Raw genomic sequence first — 19,881 nt, 5'->3', positions numbered from 1 at the left:
ACAGCCAGGAAGGAGTTTTACATGTTGATGAGCTTATGGCTGCGCCTCGCGGCGTTCTTGGCTAAATCCCTGCTGTGGCTGCTCGGGCTCGGCCTGCTCGGCTGGGCCCTGGCCAGCGCCTGGTGGGCCTGGCAACACAGCGGGCCGGTGTCCGCCCAGGAGCAGATACCCGCCGGCGAAACCGCGATGACCCAGGAGGTGATCCAGACCGCCGTGCGCATCGTCGACCAGCACCGCGACAACACCCGTTACCTGCGTGATGCCCACGCCAAGGCGCACGGCTGCCTGAAGGCCGAGGTCCAGGTGCTGACCGACCTGGCTCCCGACCTGCGCCAGGGCGTATTCAGCGAAGCCGGCAAGACCTGGCAAGCCACCCTGCGACTGTCCAACGGCAATGCCTACCCGCAGTTCGACAGCATGCGCGACGCCCGGGGCATGGCCCTGAAGTTGCTCGATGTACCCGGAACGCAGTTGCTCAAGGACCGCCAAGGCCGTGGCGAACAGGACTTTGTCATGTTCAACCACCCGAACTTTTTCGTCAGTGACGTCGCCGAGTACCGACAGAACGTCGCGGCCCAGGCTGACGGCAAAAAGGTCCTGGCGTTCTTTCCCGGCTGGGACCCGCGCAGCTGGCAGGTGCGCCACCTGTTCATCGCCCTGGCGACGCTGGCGCCGGCGCCGACAAGCCCGACCCAGAGCACTTACTTTTCCGTCTCGCCCTATAAGTTCGGCAACGCCAACGCCAAATTCCGCGTGGCCCCCGACCCCGACAGTTGCCCGAGCTACACCCTGCCCGCGCAGAACCAGGCATTGCCGAACTTCCTGCGCAGCGCATTGAACCAGCAACTGTCGACGGACCGGGTCCCGGCCTGCTTTGTCCTGCAGATCCAGCGTCAGGATCCGCGCGCATACATGCCGATCGAAGACACCAGTATTGAATGGCAGGAAAGCGACGCGCCGTTCGAAACCGTGGCGCGCATCCGGATTCCCGCCCAGGACTTCGACACCCCGGCACTGAACCTGCAATGCGACAACCAGTCGTTCAATCCCTGGTTCGGGTTGGAGGCCCATCGCCCCATCGGCGGGATCAATCGGCTGCGCAAAGCGGTGTACGAAGCGGTCAGCGATTACCGACACGCCCGTAACGCCGAACAGTAGGCCCCAGCCGCACGCGCGTCAGGTGACTGGCGTGCGGCCCATCAGGGCTCAGTACCGGGCATCCTGTGGCTTGCCGCCTTTTGGCCAGTCCTTGTGCTTGTCCGGGAAGTCCGGACGGGGTTGGTGGGAGAAGTACTCGGCGACGTCTACCGCCTCCTGATCGGAAAGCCCACCCTGCCCCAGCGGGAACTGTTCGTGAAAGCCGATCGGCATGTTGCGTTTGACGAACGCCGCAGCGGTATAGGTGCGCGCCATGCCAGCGCCGATGTTGAACGACTCCTCGCCCCACAGCGGCGGGAACACCCACTCGCCCTTGGCACTCTTCAGCCCTTCGCCCTCAGTGCCATGGCACACCGCGCATTGCTTGGCGTAGACCCGCTCGCCGTTGGCGCGGTCAGGCTTGATCGCCGGATCGATCTTGCCGACGCCACGCCCGGCCACTTTGTCCCCGGCCTGGGTGTTGCGCTTCATCCAGTCGAAATAGGCAATCATCGCCTGCATGTCCGCCGACTAGACGGGCAGCGGCTTGCCATCCATCGAACGACGGAAACACCCATTGATGCGCTCGGCCAGAGTGATTTCCCGTCCCACACGCGGCGCATAGCTCGGGAAGAACGCCGAGACCCCGACAAACGGCGAGCCATCGGCCACGGTGCCGGCATTGAGGTGGCAACTGGTGCAGTTCAAGGCGTTGCCGACGTTGTCCGGCAACAGGGCCTTGGTCTGCAGGTGCAGGCGCATGCCCCGCACGACCTGCAGGGCATTGGGCGCCACCAGCATATCGGCCAGGCGTGGGGTTTCGAAGGTGACGGGGCCGTCCACCGGCTTGAGCTGGCCGCGCAGCTGTTTGACCTGGGCGGCAGTGATCGTTGAGCCCTCATTGCCCCAACTGGTGCGCACGAAGTTGAGGATCTCAGCGATCTCGTCATCGGCCAGCCGGGCAAACCCAGGCATGGTGTAGACCCGCGGGTGGGTCTGGGTCTCGGCGGTTTTCCAGCCCGTCAGGGTAATGTGCAGCAACGACGTCGGATCGGCCGAGGCCACGCTCGGGTTGCCTGCCAGTGGCGGGAACATCGCCGGCACACCGCCGCCATCCGCGCGGTGGCAGTCGGCACAGAACTGCGTGTAGCCCAGGCCGCCACGGCTGCTGTACAGCGTCGCCGGAGGAGCTGCCGGGGCCAGCGGCAAGGACGGTGGCGGCAGGTCATCCGGGCCGGCCGGCAGCGACTTGAGGTAGGTCGCGATGGCGGTCAGGTCATCATCGGTAAAGTGCTGGGTGCTGTGATGGATCACTTGCGCCATGTTGCCGGACACCGTGGCAAATCGGTTCTGCCCGGTCTTGAGCAACTGCACGGTGTCTTCCACCGTCCACAGGTTGCGCAAGCTGAGTGCGCGCCAGTGCTCGACGGTCTCCCCGGCCAGGTAGTGCTTGCCGCTGGTACCGGCGTCACTCATGGCCTTTTCCTGGAAGGCGATACCCCGTGGGGTATGACAAGCACCGCAGTGTCCCAGGCCCTGCACCAGATAGGCACCACGGCTCACCTGTGGGTCCTTGGCCGGGTCCGCGACAAAAGGAGCGTCATCGACGAACAGCTTGTTCCAGAACCACAGCCCCCAACGCTGGTTGAACGGCCAGCTCATGTCCGCCTGCAGATTGGCCTGCTTGACCGGGCTGACCCCCTGCATCAGGTAGGCATACAGGGCCCGCATATCCGATTCGCTCATCTTGGCGTAGGACGGGTACGGCATCGCCGGATAGAGGTTGTCGCCCGCCGGCGTCACCCCCTGACGCATGGCCCGGTCAAACTGCTCGAAGGTGTAGCGGCCAATGCCCGTCTCTGGATCGGGGGTGATGTTGCTGGAATACAGGGTGCCCATGGGCGTTGTCAGTTCCAGGCCGCCGGCCATCACCGCGCCGTCCTTGGCGGTGTGGCAGGCAATGCAGTCGCCGAGTTGGGCCACATACTTGCCTTGGGCGATCAACGGGTCGGCCTGGGTAGCCGCTGCCGACGACGGCTCGCTGGCGTGGAGGTGGTGCACAAACACTAACGACGAAACCAGCACGGCCAGTCGCGGCAAATTCAGATCCATTGAAAACACCCCTTATGGCATCGGCGTCGGGTTTTCCCGTTGGCCAGGTGCCACTGCTTTTTTATAGGTTCAGCAAACGGCAACCGCGATGTGCAGCGCCCAAGTACTTTCTATAGGAATTGGCCGGGGTGGCCGTTGACATGTATCAGGCGCAGTCCGAATGGACGGCGGCGAATGGGGTTTGGCCCGCAAGGCCAAGGTGTTCCGAGGGCGCGAACGCAAGTTTGCTAAACCCCAGACAGCAAAAAGCCCGCACTGGGCGGGCTTTCTGTGGTGACCTGGCGTTCAGTGGTCCAGGTTACCGAATATGGCGCAGCGGACGGGACTCGAACCCGCGACCCCCGGCGTGACAGGCCGGTATTCTAACCGACTGAACTACCGCTGCGCTAAGCGTTGAAAGTAAATGGTGGGTGATGACGGGATCGAACCGCCGACATTCTGCTTGTAAGGCAGACGCTCTCCCAGCTGAGCTAATCACCCTTTACCTTCGTTGCGGGACACATTATGCCACAGGTTTTTATAAAGTGTTGATTTAATTGAAGTATTTTTCAAATAAATCTAAAAACCGGTGAAACATGCTTCCTGCAGGAACTTCGGACAGAAAAAAACCCGCCTAGGCGGGCTTTTCCGTGGTGACCTGGCGTTCAGCGTTCCAGGTTACCGAATATGGCGCAGCGGACGGGACTCGAACCCGCGACCCCCGGCGTGACAGGCCGGTATTCTAACCGACTGAACTACCGCTGCGCGTAACACTTGAAACGAATGGTGGGTGATGACGGGATCGAACCGCCGACATTCTGCTTGTAAGGCAGACGCTCTCCCAGCTGAGCTAATCACCCTTCGCTTCGGTGTGGCGCGCATTCTACGGAGCGACCCCACCTCTGGCAAGCACTTTTTTAAATAATTTTTTCAGGCCTTCCAAAGGCTTAGCGAAGGGTTGGCCTATTGAGCTGCGCGGAGAATAATGCCCCCCTTTGTATAAAGGAGAGACTCACCCCATGTGGTTCAAAAACCTGCTTATCTATCGCCTGACCCAAGATCTGCCTGTTGATGCCGAGGCGTTGGAAACTGCACTGGCCACCAAGCTGGCGCGTCCATGTGCAAGCCAGGAGTTGACCACCTACGGTTTCGTCGCGCCGTTCGGCAAAGGCGAAGATGCCCCATTGGTGCATGTCAGCGGTGATTTCCTGCTGATCAGCGCACGCAAGGAAGAACGCATCCTGCCAGGCAGCGTCGTGCGTGACGCACTCAAGGAAAAAGTCGAAGAGATCGAAGCCGAGCAAATGCGCAAGGTCTATAAGAAGGAACGCGATCAGCTCAAGGATGAAATCATCCAGGCGTTCCTGCCGCGTGCCTTTATCCGCCGCTCGTCGACCTTCGCCGCCATCGCGCCGAAGCAGGGCCTGATCCTCGTCAACTCGGCCAGCCCGAAACGTGCCGAAGACCTGCTGTCCACCCTGCGCGAAGTGATCGGCACCCTGCCGGTGCGTCCGCTGACGGTGAAAATGTCGCCGACCGCAACCATGACCGAATGGGTCACCACCCAGAAAGCCGCGGACGACTTCTTTGTGCTGGACGAGTGTGAACTGCGCGACACCCACGAAGACGGCGGCATCGTGCGCTGCAAACGTCAGGACCTGACCAGCGAAGAAATCCAGCTGCACCTGAGCACCGGTAAAGTGGTGACCCAACTGTCCCTGGCCTGGCAAGACAAACTGTCGTTTGTCCTCGACGACAAGATGGTGGTCAAGCGCCTGAAGTTCGAAGACCTGCTGCAAGACCAGGCGGAACAGGACGGCGGCGACGAAGCCCTGGGTCAACTGGATGCCAGCTTCACCCTGATGATGCTGACCTTCGGCGAATTCATCCCGGCACTGGTAGAAGCGCTGGGCGGCGAAGAGACTCCGCAAGGCATCTAAAGCCTGGCGATCTCTCCTGTAGGAGCGAACTTGCTCGCGATGGTGTGCCAGGCAAATGAGTGACGCCTGATACACCATCGCGAGCCAGCTCGCTCCTACAAGTGTTTTATGGTGTAACTAATAATAAGGAGCAGGTCATGCGCGCATTGGCAGCATTGAGTCGTTTTGTCGGCAACACCTTTGCTTACTGGGTACTGATTTTTGCAGTCGTGGCATTCCTGCAACCGACGTGGTTCATCGACCTGAAAAGCGCCATCGTGCCACTGCTGGGCCTGGTGATGTTCGGCATGGGCCTGACCCTCAAGCTCGAAGACTTCGCCGAAGTCGCCCGTCATCCGTGGCGCGTGGCGTTGGGTGTGGTCGCACAGTTCGTGATCATGCCGGGCATGGCCTGGTTGCTGTGCCAGGTGTTCAGCCTGCCACCGGAAATCGCCGTCGGGGTGATCCTGGTGGGTTGCTGCCCAAGCGGTACCTCCTCCAATGTCATGACCTGGCTGGCCCGGGGCGACCTCGCACTCGCGGTAGCCATCTCCGCCATCACCACGCTGCTGGCCCCACTGCTCACCCCGACGCTGATCTGGTTGCTGGCTTCGGCCTGGCTGCCCGTCTCGTTCATGGACTTGTTCTGGTCGATCCTGCAAATCGTCCTGCTGCCTATCGTGCTCGGCGTGATCGCACAGCGCGTGCTCGGCGCAAGGGCGCGTTATGCGGTCGAGGTCTTGCCACTGATTTCGGTGGTAAGCATCGTCATCATCGTGGCCGCAGTGGTCGCCGCCAGCCAGGCGAAAATTGCCGAATCCGGCCTGCTGATCATGGCGGTAGTGATGTTGCATAACAGCTTCGGCTACCTGCTGGGCTACCTCACCGGCCACCTGTTCAAATTGCCACTGGCGCAACGTAAAACCCTGGCACTGGAAGTCGGCATGCAGAACTCCGGCCTCGGTGCCGCCCTGGCCAGCGCCCACTTCTCGCCGCTGGCAGCGGTACCCAGCGCCCTGTTCAGCGTCTGGCACAACATTTCCGGCGCCCTGCTCTCGACCTATTTCCGGCGCATGAGTGAGAAACAGGACCGGGAGCTTGCGGCACAACAAGCGGCTGACTGACGCGGGCACTTGATCCCCGGTTTAATGATGGGCACTATACTGCGCAACGCGAGGACGACCTCGCGGCTCGATCGAGTCATTAATCTGGGGACGACCCCGTCAATCGATGGAGGTTTGCATGTCCTGGATCATTCTGTTTTTCGCCGGTCTGTTTGAAGTCGGCTGGGCCGTTGGCCTGAAGTACACCGACGGCTTCAGCCGCCCTCTGCCCACCGCCCTGACCATCGCCGCCATGGTCATCAGCCTCGGCTTGCTGGGGCTGGCGATGAAGGAATTGCCACTGGGCACTGCCTACGCGATCTGGACGGGCGTAGGCGCAGTGGGCACGGTCATCGCCGGGATCATCCTGTTTGGTGAATCCATGGCGCTGTTCCGCCTGGCCAGCGTTGCGCTGATCATCGCCGGGCTGGTCGGGCTGAAGATCAGCGCGGCCTGATCCGCTGGATAAAAAACGCCCGCATAACGCGGGCGTTTTTTTTATCGGCGCACGTCTAACGCACCGTCCCCCGCAACTCGCTCACCCGCGCCTGCAACTGCGCCGGCGCGGCCGCCTCCACGGCCACCGGCGGGCCTGCCACCAGGGTCACCCGCGACCAGAGCCGATGGAAGAAACCCTTGTTCGGGTCGCGGCTGAAAAAGCTGCCCCACAACCCTTGCAGGGCCAATGGAATCACCGGCACCGGGGTCTGCTCGAGAATCCGCGTCAGCCCGCCCTTGAACTCATCGATCTCGCCGTCAGCGGTCAGTTTGCCTTCCGGGAAGATGCACACCAGCTCGCCATCCTTCAGGTACTGGGCGATGCGGCTGAAGGCCTTTTCGTAGATCTGAATGTCTTCGTGGCGCCCGGCGATGGGAATCGTCCCCGCGGTGCGGAAGATGAAGTTCAGGACTGGCAGGTTGTAGATCTTGTAGTACATCACGAAGCGAATCGGCCGACGCACCGCGCCGCCAATCAACAGTGCATCAACGAAGGACACGTGGTTGCACACCAGCAACGCCGCGCCCTCGTCTGGGATCAACTCGAGGTTACGGTGCTGCACGCGGTACATGGAGTGGCTGAGCAGCCAGATCATGAAGCGCATGCTGAACTCGGGGACGATCCGGAAGATGTAGGTGTTCACGCCGATATTGAGCAGCGACACCACCAGGAACAACTGGGGAATCGTCAGCTTGGCCAGGCTCAGCAGGACAATCGAAACGATCGCCGAGACCACCATGAACAGCGCGTTGAGAATGTTGTTGGCGGCAATCACCCGCGCCCGCTCGTGTTCGGCCGTGCGCGACTGGATCAATGCATACAGCGGCACGATGTAGAAACCACCAAACACCCCCAGCCCGAGAATATCCAGGAGCACCAGCCAGGTATGGGCAAAGCCGAGCACGTCGAGCCAGCCATGGCCCTGGACGCTGTCCGGAATACCGCCGGAGTGCCACCACAGCAACAGGCCAAACACCGTCAGGCCAAAGGAGCCAAAGGGCACCAGGCCAATCTCGACTTTGCGCCCGGAGAGTTTCTCGCAGAGCATCGAGCCCAGGGCAATCCCCACCGAAAACACCGTCAGGATCAGGGTCACCACGGTTTCGTCGCCGTGCATCCACTCCTTGGCGTACGCCGGGATCTGCGTCAGGTAAATCGCCCCGACGAACCAGAACCATGAGTTGCCGACAATCGAGCGCGACACCGCTGGCGTCTGCCCCAGGCCCAGGCGCAAGGTGGCCCAGGACTCACTGAAGATATTCCAGTTCAGCCGCAGCTCAGGCGTGGAGGCCGCCGCACGGGGGATACCACGACTGGCCAGGTAACCGAGCACCGCGATGGCGATGATCGCCGTGGAAACGATGGGGGCGTAGTGACTGGAGGACATCATGATCCCGGCACCGATGGTCCCGGCGAGTATTGCCAGAAAGGTGCCCATTTCCACCAGGCCATTGCCGCCGACCAATTCTTCTTCCCGCAGCGCCTGGGGCAATATCGAATACTTCACCGGACCGAACAGCGCCGAGTGGGTGCCCATGGCAAACAACGCCAGCAGCATCAGCCACAGGTGATCGAACATGAAGCCGACCGCGCCCACCGCCATAATGGCGATTTCTCCCAGCTTGATCAGACGGATCAACGCGTCCTTGGCGAACTTTTCCCCGAACTGCCCGGCCAGCGCCGAAAACAGAAAGAACGGCAGGATAAACAGTAGCGCGCACAGGTTGACCCAGATCGAGCGGTCGCCCTCAATGGCCAGCTTGTACAGAATGGCGAGGATCAACGACTGCTTGAAGATGTTGTCGTTGAACGCCCCGAGCGATTGCGTAAGAAAAAACGGCAGGAAACGCCGCTTGCGAAGCAAGGTGAACTGCGAAGGTTGACTCATCTTCCATGTCCCTGAATGGCTTGGATGCTCTTATTGGAATGTCGCTGAGCGATCCAGGCCACAACCTTAGGACTATTTTTTCAATCCGGCGATGCACGGCGAGACAAACAACTCACCGCGCCAGGCACCTTGCACCGTACGCTTGGCGACGATCAGCCACAGGCTCGCCAGCAGCATCACCAGCACCGAGCCGAACACGCTGAAGAAGAGCAGATTCAAGGTGCTCGCCAGTTTCAGGGTGGCCAGCGAATAGACCCCCAGCGGGAAGGTAAAGCCCCACCATCCAAGGTTGAAGGGAATGCCGTCGCGCAGGTAGCGCAGGGTAATCAGCACGGCCATCAGCATCCACCACAGGCCAAACCCCCACAGGGTGATGCCGCCGATCAGCCCCAACCCCGCTGCCACCTCTCCCACTCCCGGCATGCCATTGGCCGCGAAGATCGCCGGCCCGTCACCGCCCAGCAGCAACATGCCCAGCGCCCCGGTGCCGATCGGCCCCAACGCCAGCCAGCTCGACGCCGCCATGTTCTCGTGGGGCAATTTGTGCAAGGCCATGCGCAACAACAGGATGGTCAGGATGCTGAACGCCACCGGCAGCGAAAAGGCCCACAGCACGTAGCTGGTGCACAGCATCACCAGTTGCCCATGGGCGTCCGCCAGGTGCGGGGCCAGCAGGCCACCGCTGGCTGCCGCGACTTCCGCCGCCACCACCGGCAACAACCACACGGCCGTCATCTGGTCGATGCTGTGCTCCTGACGGGTGAACATCATGTAGGGAATCAGCACGCCGCAGGCCAGCGACATGGCTACGTCAATCCACCACAGCACCTCGGCCACCTGGACCACCTCCTGGCCCCAGCGCGGCACACCAAACACCAGGAAACCATTAATGATGGTGGCCAGGCCCATGGGAATGGTGCCGAAAAACATCGACACCGTGGAGTGGGCGAAAATCCGCCGCGCCTCATCAAAGAACAACACCCAGCGCGCGGCATACAACACGCTGAACAACACAAACAGACCTATGTTGAACAGCCACAGGCCCTCGGCGAACACCCGCAGTCCGGGGATCGCGAGCGGCAACTGGGCCAGGGCCAATGCCAGCACCCCGGTGCCCATGGTGGCGGCGAACCAGTTAGGTGTGAACTGGCGAATCACTTCGCGCGGATGCTGCAACTGGCTCAAGGGTCGGTTGAGAATTTTGTGGCGAGTGGCGCATTGCATACTGAGCTCCTGTCCCCTGATGAGGTAGAGCCCATGATAGAACCGGATCGAATATCTATATAACGGGTAATATCTCTAACTGTTATCTATTTTGCAGATATGCGCTTACACACTGCCCTCGGATTCGACCACCAACACCCGCGCCGGCCCTTGTGGGTGCGCCACGTGCTCGGTGCCCACCGCCGCGTAGAAAATATCCCCGACCTCCAGCAAAACGGCCTGCTCGACACCGTTCTCGCGGTAGCGCATCTGCACCTGTCCATCGAGCACCACAAACACTTCCTGGCCATCGTTGACGTGCCATTTGTATGGCTGGTCCGTCCAGTGCAGGCGGGTGGTGATGCCATTCATGTTGGCAATCTCCAGCGCCGCCCAGGCACGTTCGCCGGTAAACGCTTTGCTGCGGATGATCTTCATGGGTGGGAGTAATCCTTGGGCACGGTACTGATGGATGACCAAGGCTAACGCAAATGCGATGCTCAGGCTCGGCTGGCACACGATCGCCCTGCGACACCCCGCCACGCTGAGACCTTGGTCGACACTGACGCCGCCTGAACATCGTGCGAGACTGTCCGACCGGGCTGCAATCCCGGGCGTCTTTTGCCAGGAGTTTCCATGTCGTTGTCCAGCGGGCTGATCGCCGCCGTCGCCCTGGCCTATATGGCCATCATGTTCGCCATCGCCTTTTATGGCGACCGCCGCAGCACGCCGCTGCCGCCGCGCATGCGCGCCTGGGTGTACAGCCTGTCGTTGGCTGTCTATTGCACCAGTTGGACCTTCTTTGGGGCGGTGGGCCAGGCCGCCGAACAGCTCTGGTCGTTCCTGCCGATTTACCTGGGGCCGATCCTGCTGCTGGTGTTCGCGCCTTGGGTCCTGCAAAAAATGGTGATGATCAGCAAGCAGGAGAACATCACCTCGATTGCCGACTTCATCGCCGCCCGCTACGGCAAATCCCAGTCGCTGGCGGTGGTGGTGGCGCTGATCTGCTTGGTCGGGGTGCTGCCTTACATTGCCTTGCAGCTCAAAGGTATCGTCCTGGGGGTCAACCTGCTGATCGGCGCCGGCGCCGACGCCATGGGCACCCGCGCCCAGGACACGGCGCTGATCGTGTCGCTGATCCTGGCGTTGTTCACCATCGTCTTCGGCACCCGCAACCTGGATGCCACCGAGCACCACCGGGGCATGGTGCTGGCAATCGCCTTTGAGTCGCTGGTCAAGCTGTTCGCTTTTCTTGCTGTCGGCGCATTTGTCACCTACGGCCTGTACGACGGCTTCGACGACCTGTTCGACCAGGCCATGCTCGCCCCGCGCCTGGAGCAATACTGGAAGGAAACCATCAACTGGCCGTCGATGGTGGTGCAGACCGGTGTGGCGATGATGGCGATCATCTGCCTGCCCCGGCAGTTTCACGTCACGGTGGTGGAGAACATCGAACCCCAGGACCTGCGCCTGGCGAAATGGGTATTCCCCGCCTACCTGGCCCTGGCCGCGCTGTTCGTGGTGCCGATTGCCCTGGCCGGGCAAATGCTGCTGCCCAGCTCGGTGCTGCCCGACTCCTTCGTCATCAGCCTGCCACTGGCCCAGGCCCATCCGGCCCTGGCGCTGCTGGCGTTTATCGGCGGTGCCTCGGCCGCCACCGGCATGGTGATCGTTGCCAGTGTCGCGCTGTCGACCATGGTGTCCAACGACATGCTGCTGCCGTGGCTGCTGCGGCGCAAAAACGCCGAGCGCCCGTTCGAAGTGTTCCGCCACTGGATGCTCTCGGTCCGCCGCGTGAGCATCGTGGTGATTCTGCTGTTGGCCTATGTCGCCTATCGCCTGCTCGGCTCCACCGCCAGCCTGGCCACCATTGGCCAGATCGCCTTTGCCGCGGTCACCCAGCTGGCGCCTGCGATGCTTGGCGCGCTGTACTGGAAACAGGCCAACCGCCGCGGCGTATTCGCCGGCCTCGCCGCCGGTACCTTCCTGTGGTTCTACACGCTGATCCTGCCGATTGCCGCCCACAGCATGGGCTGGTCGCTGAGCAGTTTCCCCGGCCTCGGCTGGCTGCACAGCAACCCGCTGAACCTGCCGATCACCCCGCTGACCCAGGGCGTGGTGCTTTCCCTCGCGGGCAACTTCACCCTGTTCGCCTGGGTCTCGGTGCTGTCCCGCACCCGGGTCTCGGAACACTGGCAGGCCGGGCGCTTCATCGGCCAGGAGATCAGCGCGCGGCCCAATGCCCGCTCACTGCTCGCGGTGCAGATCGACGACCTGCTGCAACTGGCGGCCCGTTTCGTGGGCGAAGAACGAGCGCGGCAGAGCTTCATCCGCTTCGCCTATCGCCAGGGCAAAGGCTTCAACCCGAACCAGAATGCCGATGGTGAATGGATCGCCCACACCGAGCGCCTGCTCGCCGGCGTCCTGGGGGCTTCATCGACCCGTGCCGTGGTGAAAGCCGCGATTGAAGGCCGGGAAATGCAGCTCGAAGACGTGGTGCGCATCGCCGACGAAGCCTCGGAGGTGCTGCAGTTCAACCGCGCACTGCTGCAAGGCGCAATCGAGAACATCACCCAGGGCATCAGCGTGGTCGACCAGTCGCTCAAGCTGGTGGCCTGGAACCGCCGTTACCTGGAACTGTTCAACTACCCCGACGGGTTGATCAGTGTCGGGCGGCCGATTGCCGACATCATCCGCCACAATGCCGAGCGCGGCCTGTGCGGCCCTGGCGAGGCGCAAGTGCACGTGGCCCGCCGCCTGCACTGGATGCGCCAGGGGCGTGCCCACACCTCCGAGCGGCTGTTCCCCAACGGCCGGGTGATCGAGCTGATCGGCAACCCGATGCCGGGCGGTGGTTTTGTCATGAGTTTCACCGACATCACCGCGTTCCGCGAAGCCGAGCAGGCGCTGACCGAGGCCAACGAAGGCCTGGAGCGCCGCGTCACCGAGCGGACCCACGAACTGTCGCAACTGAACGTCGCCCTGACCGAAGCCAAAGGCACGGCCGAGTCGGCCAACCAGTCGAAAACCCGCTTCCTCGCGGCGGTCAGCCATGACCTGATGCAGCCCTTGAATGCGGCGCGCCTGTTCTCTGCGGCCCTGTCCCACCGTGACGAAGACCTGAGCCCGGAAACCCAGCAACTGGTGCAGCACCTGGACAGTTCGCTGCGCTCGGCCGAGGACCTGATCAGCGATCTGCTGGACATCTCGCGCCTGGAAAACGGCAAGATCAACCCGGATCGCCAGCCCTTTGTGCTCAACGAACTGTTCGACACCCTGGGCGCTGAATTCAAGGCCCTGGCCCGCGAACAAGGCTTGAAGTTCCGCCTGCGCGGCAGCCGCCTGCGGGTCGACAGCGACAGCAAACTGCTGCGCCGGGTGCTGCAGAATTTCCTCACCAATGCCTTCCGCTACGCCAAGGGCCCGGTGCTGCTGGGGGTACGCCGCAAGGGCGACCAACTGTGCCTGGAAGTCTGGGACCGTGGCCCGGGGATCCCGGAAGACAAGCGCCAGGTGATCTTCGAAGAATTCAAGCGCCTGGACAGCCACCAGACCCGCGCCGAGAAAGGCCTGGGGCTGGGCCTGGCGATTGCCGACGGCTTGTGCCGGGTACTCGGCCATCAACTGCAAGTGCGTTCATGGCCGGGCAAAGGCAGCGTGTTCAGCGTCAGCGTGCCGCTGGCTCGCGCCCAGGCCAGCGCCCCTGGCAAAGTCGCCGAGCTCAATGGCCGCCTGCCCACGGGCGCGCAGGTGCTGTGCGTGGATAACGAAGACAGCATCCTGATCGGCATGAACAGCCTGCTCACGCGCTGGGGCTGCCAGGTGTTTACCGCACGCAACCGCGAGGAATGCGCGACGCTGCTCGACCAGGGCATGCGCCCGCAACTGGCGCTGGTGGACTACCACCTCGATGACGGCGAAACCGGGACTCAATTGATGGCCTGGCTGCGCACCCGCCTCGGTGAGCCGGTGCCGGGCGTGGTGATCAGCGCCGACGGCCGCCCCGAGATGGTCGCCCAAGTGCACGCCGCGGGGCTGGATTACTTGGCCAAGCCGGTGAAGCCAGCGGCCTTGCGCGCCTTGTTGAGTCGGCATTTGCCACTGTGACCATCACCCAGGCGACGCTCCCCGTCGCAGCTGTCGGGCAACGCGAGGCTGCGTCCGACGGCGCAGCCGGCGCCAGATCGGACACCGGGTCGATGGGCTAGGCGAGCGCTCGGGGTTACTCGGGCAGTTCGGCCAGGCCGTCGACATCGGTCATCGCCCGCTCCAGCAAGTCCGCTGGCAGGCTCTTGCTGGCCCGTGCGCCGAGCAGTTTGAGCTGCTCGCTGCGGCTGACCAGGTTGCCACGGCCCTCAGTCAGCTTGTTGCGGGCCGCGCTGTAGGCTTTATCCAACTGCTGCAAGCGATTGCCGACTTCGTCCAGGTCCTGGATGAACAACACGAACTTGTCGTACAGCCAACCCGCACGCTCGGCGATTTCCCGGGCGTTCTGGCTCTGGCGCTCCTGCTTCCACAGGCTGTCGATCACCCGCAGGGTTGCGAGCAAGGTGGTCGGGCTGACGATCACGATATGCCGATCGAAGGCCTCTTGAAAAAGGTTCGGTTCGGCCTGCAGCGCTGCGGAAAACGCCGCTTCGATGGGCACGAACAGCAACACGAAGTCGAGGCTGTGCAGGCCTTCAAGGCGCTTGTAATCCTTGTCGGACAAGCCTTTGACATGGTTGCGCAAGGATTGCACATGCTGTTTGAGAGCCGCCTGGCCAAGCGCCGCATCCTCGGCCGCCACGTACTGTTGATAGGCCGTGAGGCTGACCTTGGAGTCGACCACCACTTGCCTGTCGCCCGGCAGGTAAATCAACACGTCCGGCTGGAAACGCTCGCCATCCGGGCCCTTGAGGTTGACCTGGGTCTGGTACTCGCGACCCTTCTCCAGGCCCGCATGCTCCAGCACCCGCTCCAGAATCAACTCGCCCCAGTTGCCTTGGGTTTTCTGGCCCTTGAGGGCACGGGTGAGATTGGTTGCCTCGTCACTCAGGCGCAGGTTCAGTTGCTGCAGGCGCTCCAGCTCCTTGCCCAGGGAGAAACGCTCGCGCGCCTCGGCCTGATAACTTTCCTCGACGCGTTTTTCGAAGGATTGAATGCGCTCCTTCAGCGGGTCGAGCAACTGGCCCAGGCGCTGCTGGCTGGTCTCGGCAAACCGCTGCTCACGCTCATCAAAGATCTTCCCCGCCAGCTCGGCGAACTGCGCGCGCAGCTCATCGCGTGAACCTTGCAGGTCGTTGAGGCGCTGTTGATGGCTGTCCTGTTGCTCGCGTAATTCGGCATTCAGCGAAGCGGCCTGGGCATCCAGGCGCCGCAGCTCGGTCTCTTTGCTGTTGCGCTCGAGGTTCCAGGCGTGGGCCGCGTCACGGGCGTTGTCGCGCTCGATCTGCAGCAGCTCGACTTCCCGGCGCACGGCCGCCAGCTCGGCTTGCTTGCTGGCGTTGGCTTGCCCCAGGTCGCTGATTTCATCGCGGCAGGCATCCAGTTGCGCACTCAGGCCGTCCTGGGCCAACTGGGCGGTACCCAGACGCTCCTCCAGCAGCGCCCGGTCGGCCTGCGCCAGGCTCAGCCGGCGCTGCAGTTGCCACGCCAGAAACAACAACGGCAACCCAGCGCCCGCCAGACCGAGCAACACACTGGTCAAGTCCATAGCCATGACGACTCCTGCCGAAGAATTAAAGCCCGAAGGTTAACCAAGCCGCCGGGGCTTGGACAGCTCAGTCTTCGATCTGCCCGAGCTCGCGCAGGGCCCGCCGGTCACCGGCACGTGCGGCCTGGCGCAGCAGGTCCTGGCCAATGCGGCGGTCGCGGGCATTGCCACACTCGCGGCACATCAACTGGCCCAGGCGACTTTGTGCGGCCACCACCCCTTCACGGGCAGGCGCCTTGAGCAAACGCCCGGCAAAATGTTTGACGTTCGGGTTTTCGCCCAGGCGGGGACTGTCAAGCAACCACTCGGCCACTCGCATCGACATGCGCTTGGGGGCGGTAACACCTGGGGGTGGGGAGGTAACAGAAGTTGATACTGAGCGAAACTTCATAAAGCACTGCGGGACAGATCGGAAGGCGCGCCACTTTACTCCTTTTTTCGTACGGGTAAAGCCGAAAAAAACCCGGCACGCCCGTCCTAGAGCAAGCGCTCGGGACAATCCACAGAAGCTGTGGATAACTCAGTGGACAACCCGCCCCGAACTCGCCAGAAGCCCTGTGGAATGGGGCTCCCGCTCAAACTGACGATTTTTTCACCAGTAAAAAAAAGCGATGTTTTTCATTGACTTAAATTTTCACTACAGGCACCCACTGTGCCCAGCGGGGAAATGCCGGTGGGGGGACACCCTGCCCGCCTGTTGTGCACAAGTACCTGTGCACTGGTTATATCGCCGCACTTTTTGTGTGCGTTTTGCCTGGCAGAGGTAACAACCCGGCAAACGTAAGCAAATGTTTTTTTGCCTATCACACTTCCCTTAAGCAATTCAATCCGTTAGTATCCGCAGCGTTAGTACCAAGCTGAAAGTCAATTCTGGTCGAACACCTCCCGCGGTAAACCTTCCCTAAAGAGAAGCCTCTACCGACATCACGGGATCGACCACCTCGATGGTTTCCAGGTAACGCTTGCGACAACACAGCCTTTGAATCGAATGCAAAGGGTGTTGCGAAGCTCACTTACTCTGACCGAACCAACCTGCAGATTGATCAGGATCTTCACCCCGGGCCCAGAACCTTTGCCCTTGATGTGTTGCCTGCCCTCCTAAGTACCTACCTGCCGGCCCAAGCGCGCACATTTAATAGCGCTTCAACTGGCTGCTTTGTTCCAGTCGGGTTCTTCGTTCGATCAATGGTGATCGACGTTACTGGAACGTTTTAACGCTGCACGGATCAGATTCCGTGTCATTTGCAGGAACACTAATAATTATGTCGACTCAAATCCATACTCAGGATGCCATTCGCACCCTAACCAACGCTTTTGCCCCAATGAACTGCCTGATCATGGCCGCTCGCAAAGGCTGCTTCAGCTTCACGCTGGTTAACGAACACGGCATCGCTCGTCACAGCGAACGCCTGTACCCCGACCAGTACTCCAGCGCCGAGCCGCTGCAGGCCGTGATTGAGCGTACTCGCCAGGCACTGGTTGCCTGAGACGTCGAAAAGGCTGAACACCCCAAAAGCCTCGCTGAAAATGCGGGGCTTTTTATTGCCTGATATTTCCCCCTGCCGTGCCCTGGCTTAAGCACCAACCGATATAAGGGTTATAACTGCGAGCTGGAAATATTTTAAAAACAGTCCTTTACAGCAAGAATATGACACTACACTTCAACTCAAGCGGCATGATCCGCTTCCGGCGAGCCTGAGTCGACCTACCGCTGCCAAGCCCCCCATTCAGGTATCGCCGCTCACTTAACGTTTCGAGGGCCTTATGGGTATCGCTGCCAGCGAACTGAGCCGTTTTGTGATCCGTCCTACCTTGATTTACCTGGGACGACACAGCACGACCGCCGAATCCCTGCTGCTGGGTGTCGCCGCCAGCCAGTCAGCCTTAGGCTCCGCCCTGCATGACCGCCGTGGCCACGGCCTGTACCGGATTGCCGAGCTTCGCCACCAGGCCCTGTGGGATGACTACCTGGCCCTGGATCCGGAGCGTGCCAGCCTGGTACGCGGCCTCGCCAGCCAGCATGCTTTCCTCAGCGGCCCGCACCTGGAACTGACGGTCAACCTGCGCTACGCCACGGCCATTGCCTGGCTGCTGATCGAAGAGCAAAACACCCCGCTGCCCGAACCCGACGATCTGTTGGGCATGGCCCGAATCTGGCGCCAGACCTTCCAACCCCAAGGACGCCTGCGCGACTTCACGTGCGCATGGCGCGCCTGTGTTTCACCGATGAATCAGGTCGCCTGCTGACCGGGCATTTTGCAAGATCGGCGAAAAAGCTACGATTTTGGTCGGATTGTCCTACAAAACTGCTCTATCTCAAGCATTACCGGCTATAGCGCTGAGTCGAAAATGTTGGTAATTTTCGCCCCGGTGATCACCCGGAGTTCTAATAATGAAAAAAGTCATGCTCAAAACCACCCTTAGCCTCGCCGTTACCTTGGCATCCACCCAGATCTTCGCAGCTGGCTTTGCCATCAACGAACAAAGCATCAGTGGGATGGGTACTGGTTTCGCCGGGCGTTCTTCTGTCGCTGAAGATGCAAGCACAATTTTCGGTAACCCGGCCGGCATGTCGCGCCTCAAGCGCGAACAAGTCACCGGCGGGGTCGCCATGCTCGATGCCCACACCGACATCAGCAAAGCCAGCTCCAGCCCTAACAATGGCACCAACCAGGGCGACATGGTTCCGTTCATTGCCGTCCCAATGGGCTACTACGTCAAGCCGATCGATGACCAGTGGGCCGTCGGCGTTGGCATGTACGCGCCGTTTGGCCTGGTCACCGACTACGAGAACGGTTTTGCCGGCAAATACTTCGGCAGCAAGAGCGACGTAAAAGTCGTGACCCTGCAGCCAACTGTTTCCTACGCATTCAATGACAAGGTCTCCATCGGTTTTGGTCCGACCATCAACCGTATCGAAGGCAAGCTGGAATCCGACCTGTCGATTACCCAGGCAGCCCCCGATGGCCACGTGCGCATCAAGGGTGACGATACTGCCCTGGGCTACAACATCGGGGTCCTGGCCCAGTTGACCGACAGCACCCGCGTCGGCCTGACCTACCACTCGAAAGTGAAGTACAAGCTCGAAGGCAACACCAAGGTCAACTACGGCCTGCTGCCGCTGGTTGGCCAGAGCAAGGACCAGAAGTACGACGCGTCCCTGGACCTGACCACCCCTGAGTCGGTGGACTTCTCGGTGACCCACGCCCTGGACGACCAGTGGACCCTCTACGCAGGCAGCACCTGGACTCGCTGGAGCCGCCTGAAAGAAATCACCGTGGAGAACAAGGGCGTACCTGGCGTGCTGGGTTCGCAGTTCGGCGAAATCACCGAAGAGCAGAACTGGCACGACACCTGGGCGCACGCCATCGGTGCTTCGTACAAGCTGAACAAACAGTGGGTACTGCGTACCGGCCTGTCGTTTGACCAGGCCCCGACCAACAACGTCGATCGCTCCCCACGCATCCCGACTGGCGACCGTACCATCTTCAGCCTGGGCGCCGGCTGGAGCCCAACGGAAGACCTGACCATCGACGTGGCCTACTCCTACCTCAAGGAAGAAGCCGTCAAGGTCAACAATAAAAACGACCGTGGCCAGACCTACAACGCCAAGTATGAAAACTGGGCAAACGGCTTTGGTGTGGGCGCGACCTACCGCTTCTGATTCACCGCGTGCCTGAACGGCGCGCAGGCTGAACAGCAAAAAGCCCCGCTCTCGGGTTCAGAGGCGGGGCTTTTTGCTGGCTGGCATTCAGGGTTTCGACGCCAGCGCCTGCTCCACTGCCGCGATGAATTCCGGGCTTTCGGGCTTGGTCAAGCTGGAAAAGTTGGCGATCACGTTGCCCTGGCGATCCACCACATACTTATAGAAATTCCACTTCGGCGAACTGCTCTGCTCGGCCAGCACCTTGAACAGATGGGTAGCGCTGGCGCCGCGGACTTTCTGCGGCTCGGTCATGGTGAAGGTCACGCCATAATTGACGTAGCAGACCTTGGCCGTCTCGGCACCATCCCCGGACTCCTGCTTGAAGTCATTGGACGGCACGCCAAGCACTTCCAGGCCTTGGTCCTTGTAGCGCTGGTAGAGCGCCTCGAGGCCTTTGAACTGCGGAGCGAAACCACAGAAGCTGGCAGTGTTGACTACCACCAGCGGTTTGCCGGCGTAACGCTGGCACAGCTCAATGGACTCCTTGGCATGCAGCTTGGGCAATGAGCCCGACAGCAATGCCGGGCACTCGGCGCCCAACGCCGGGACAGCGACCAGCAACAGCAGAGCGGGAACAGCTAGCCAGCGCATCGGCATATCGGGTGTCCTCGAGAAATCGTCAGAGGGCGACGTTACTCGC

At 61.5% G+C, this 19,881-nt stretch carries 14 protein-coding genes, 4 tRNA genes and 1 pseudogene; 8 read left to right on the top strand and 11 right to left on the bottom strand.

Annotated features, from left to right (window positions below):
- Positions 1-21: 21 nt before the first annotated feature.
- Positions 22-1,158: a catalase family protein gene (locus H7995_RS19760; protein WP_166591658.1), complete on the top strand. Its 1,137-nt coding sequence runs from the start codon at positions 22-24 to the stop codon at positions 1,156-1,158.
- A 48-nt stretch (positions 1,159-1,206) separates the two neighbouring features.
- Here the strand turns inward: H7995_RS19760 and H7995_RS19755 are convergent.
- The 5 genes and pseudogenes from H7995_RS19755 to H7995_RS19735 form a co-directional block, all read right to left on the bottom strand.
- Positions 1,207-3,249 (bottom strand): annotated as a pseudogene (locus H7995_RS19755) (c-type cytochrome).
- Between the two features lie 308 nt (positions 3,250-3,557).
- A tRNA-Asp gene (locus H7995_RS19750) sits at positions 3,558-3,634 on the bottom strand.
- 19 nt (positions 3,635-3,653) lie between these two features.
- Positions 3,654-3,729 (bottom strand) — tRNA-Val (locus H7995_RS19745).
- 187 nt (positions 3,730-3,916) lie between these two features.
- A tRNA-Asp gene (locus tag H7995_RS19740) sits at positions 3,917-3,993 on the bottom strand.
- A gap of 19 nt (positions 3,994-4,012) precedes the next feature.
- Positions 4,013-4,088 (bottom strand) — tRNA-Val (locus tag H7995_RS19735).
- A 159-nt stretch (positions 4,089-4,247) separates the two neighbouring features.
- Between H7995_RS19735 and rdgC the strand changes: the two genes are divergently transcribed.
- The 3 genes from rdgC to sugE all read left to right on the top strand — a co-directional run bounded on the left by rdgC (position 4,248) and on the right by sugE (position 6,707).
- Positions 4,248-5,168: a recombination-associated protein RdgC gene (gene rdgC, locus H7995_RS19730; RefSeq protein WP_166589078.1), complete on the top strand. Its 921-nt coding sequence runs from the start codon at positions 4,248-4,250 to the stop codon at positions 5,166-5,168.
- A gap of 137 nt (positions 5,169-5,305) precedes the next feature.
- Positions 5,306-6,271 (top strand): bile acid:sodium symporter family protein, encoded by a 966-nt coding sequence (locus H7995_RS19725; RefSeq protein ID WP_166589079.1) that lies wholly within the window; start codon positions 5,306-5,308, stop codon positions 6,269-6,271.
- 118 nt (positions 6,272-6,389) lie between these two features.
- Positions 6,390-6,707, top strand: a complete 318-nt coding sequence (sugE, locus tag H7995_RS19720) for a quaternary ammonium compound efflux SMR transporter SugE (RefSeq protein WP_166589080.1) — start codon at positions 6,390-6,392, stop codon at positions 6,705-6,707.
- A gap of 55 nt (positions 6,708-6,762) precedes the next feature.
- Here the strand turns inward: sugE and H7995_RS19715 are convergent, their stop codons facing one another.
- The 3 genes from H7995_RS19715 to H7995_RS19705 all read right to left on the bottom strand — a co-directional run bounded on the left by H7995_RS19715 (position 6,763) and on the right by H7995_RS19705 (position 10,278).
- Complete coding sequence (locus H7995_RS19715; RefSeq protein ID WP_166589081.1) at positions 6,763-8,637, bottom strand: MFS transporter; 1,875 nt, start codon at positions 8,635-8,637, stop codon at positions 6,763-6,765.
- A 72-nt stretch (positions 8,638-8,709) separates the two neighbouring features.
- Positions 8,710-9,861 carry a TDT family transporter gene (locus H7995_RS19710; RefSeq protein WP_166589082.1) on the bottom strand — a complete coding sequence of 384 codons (1,152 nt, stop codon included), beginning with the start codon at positions 9,859-9,861 and terminating at the stop codon, positions 8,710-8,712.
- 105 nt (positions 9,862-9,966) lie between these two features.
- On the bottom strand, positions 9,967-10,278 hold the full coding sequence (locus H7995_RS19705) for a cupin domain-containing protein (RefSeq protein WP_182341829.1): 312 nt from the start codon (positions 10,276-10,278) through the stop codon (positions 9,967-9,969).
- Between the two features lie 198 nt (positions 10,279-10,476).
- Here H7995_RS19705 and H7995_RS19700 point away from each other — a divergent pair, with 198 nt between their 5' ends.
- Positions 10,477-13,947: a hybrid sensor histidine kinase/response regulator gene (locus tag H7995_RS19700; RefSeq protein WP_166589084.1), complete on the top strand. Its 3,471-nt coding sequence runs from the start codon at positions 10,477-10,479 to the stop codon at positions 13,945-13,947.
- Positions 13,948-14,062: 115 nt separating this feature from the next.
- On the opposite strand, the gene H7995_RS19695 is transcribed toward H7995_RS19700, so the two are convergent.
- Complete coding sequence (locus H7995_RS19695; protein ID WP_162530235.1) at positions 14,063-15,427, bottom strand: DNA recombination protein RmuC; 1,365 nt, start codon at positions 15,425-15,427, stop codon at positions 14,063-14,065.
- 175 nt (positions 15,428-15,602) lie between these two features.
- On the bottom strand, positions 15,603-15,926 hold the full coding sequence (locus tag H7995_RS19690) for a sel1 repeat family protein (RefSeq protein WP_166589085.1): 324 nt from the start codon (positions 15,924-15,926) through the stop codon (positions 15,603-15,605).
- An 871-nt stretch (positions 15,927-16,797) separates the two neighbouring features.
- Here H7995_RS19690 and H7995_RS19685 point away from each other — a divergent pair.
- The 3 genes from H7995_RS19685 (at position 16,798) to H7995_RS19675 (ending at position 19,199) form a co-directional block, all read left to right on the top strand.
- The gene (locus H7995_RS19685) at positions 16,798-17,022 is read left to right on the top strand and encodes a hypothetical protein (RefSeq protein WP_007898912.1); all 225 of its coding nucleotides are present in this window, start codon (positions 16,798-16,800) and stop codon (positions 17,020-17,022) included.
- Between the two features lie 277 nt (positions 17,023-17,299).
- The gene (locus H7995_RS19680; RefSeq protein WP_166589086.1) at positions 17,300-17,782 is read left to right on the top strand and encodes a hypothetical protein; all 483 of its coding nucleotides are present in this window, start codon (positions 17,300-17,302) and stop codon (positions 17,780-17,782) included.
- 145 nt (positions 17,783-17,927) lie between these two features.
- A complete protein-coding gene (locus H7995_RS19675; RefSeq protein ID WP_185818760.1) occupies positions 17,928-19,199 on the top strand; it encodes an OmpP1/FadL family transporter in 1,272 nt (423 codons plus the stop codon).
- Positions 19,200-19,286: 87 nt separating this feature from the next.
- Here H7995_RS19675 and H7995_RS19670 read toward each other — a convergent pair whose 3' ends face one another.
- Positions 19,287-19,838, bottom strand: a complete 552-nt coding sequence (locus H7995_RS19670) for a glutathione peroxidase (RefSeq protein ID WP_166589088.1) — start codon at positions 19,836-19,838, stop codon at positions 19,287-19,289.
- Positions 19,839-19,881: the final 43 nt, after the last annotated feature.

This window comes from Pseudomonas kielensis (genome assembly GCF_014236655.1).
Taxonomy (GTDB): Bacteria; Pseudomonadota; Gammaproteobacteria; order Pseudomonadales; family Pseudomonadaceae; genus Aquipseudomonas; species Aquipseudomonas kielensis.
Note: the sequence above shows the minus strand (reverse complement) of the source record. Positions and strands in the feature narration are given on the sequence as shown.

What these genes read in the sequence shown, in the direction of transcription:
- H7995_RS19760 (WP_166591658.1), top strand. Translation starts at nt 22, where the DNA reads ATGTTGATGAGCTTATGGCTGCGCCTCGCGGCGTTCTTGGCTAAATCC.
- rdgC (WP_166589078.1), top strand. Translation starts at nt 4,248, where the DNA reads ATGTGGTTCAAAAACCTGCTTATCTATCGCCTGACCCAAGATCTGCCT.
- H7995_RS19725 (WP_166589079.1), top strand. Translation starts at nt 5,306, where the DNA reads ATGCGCGCATTGGCAGCATTGAGTCGTTTTGTCGGCAACACCTTTGCT.
- sugE (WP_166589080.1), top strand. Translation starts at nt 6,390, where the DNA reads ATGTCCTGGATCATTCTGTTTTTCGCCGGTCTGTTTGAAGTCGGCTGG.
- H7995_RS19715 (WP_166589081.1), bottom strand. Translation starts at nt 8,637, where the DNA reads ATGAGTCAACCTTCGCAGTTCACCTTGCTTCGCAAGCGGCGTTTCCTG.
- H7995_RS19710 (WP_166589082.1), bottom strand. Translation starts at nt 9,861, where the DNA reads ATGCAATGCGCCACTCGCCACAAAATTCTCAACCGACCCTTGAGCCAG.
- H7995_RS19705 (WP_182341829.1), bottom strand. Translation starts at nt 10,278, where the DNA reads ATGAAGATCATCCGCAGCAAAGCGTTTACCGGCGAACGTGCCTGGGCG.
- H7995_RS19700 (WP_166589084.1), top strand. Translation starts at nt 10,477, where the DNA reads ATGTCGTTGTCCAGCGGGCTGATCGCCGCCGTCGCCCTGGCCTATATG.
- H7995_RS19690 (WP_166589085.1), bottom strand. Translation starts at nt 15,926, where the DNA reads ATGAAGTTTCGCTCAGTATCAACTTCTGTTACCTCCCCACCCCCAGGT.
- H7995_RS19685 (WP_007898912.1), top strand. Translation starts at nt 16,798, where the DNA reads ATGTCGACTCAAATCCATACTCAGGATGCCATTCGCACCCTAACCAAC.
- H7995_RS19680 (WP_166589086.1), top strand. Translation starts at nt 17,300, where the DNA reads ATGGGTATCGCTGCCAGCGAACTGAGCCGTTTTGTGATCCGTCCTACC.
- H7995_RS19675 (WP_185818760.1), top strand. Translation starts at nt 17,928, where the DNA reads ATGAAAAAAGTCATGCTCAAAACCACCCTTAGCCTCGCCGTTACCTTG.
- H7995_RS19670 (WP_166589088.1), bottom strand. Translation starts at nt 19,838, where the DNA reads ATGCCGATGCGCTGGCTAGCTGTTCCCGCTCTGCTGTTGCTGGTCGCT.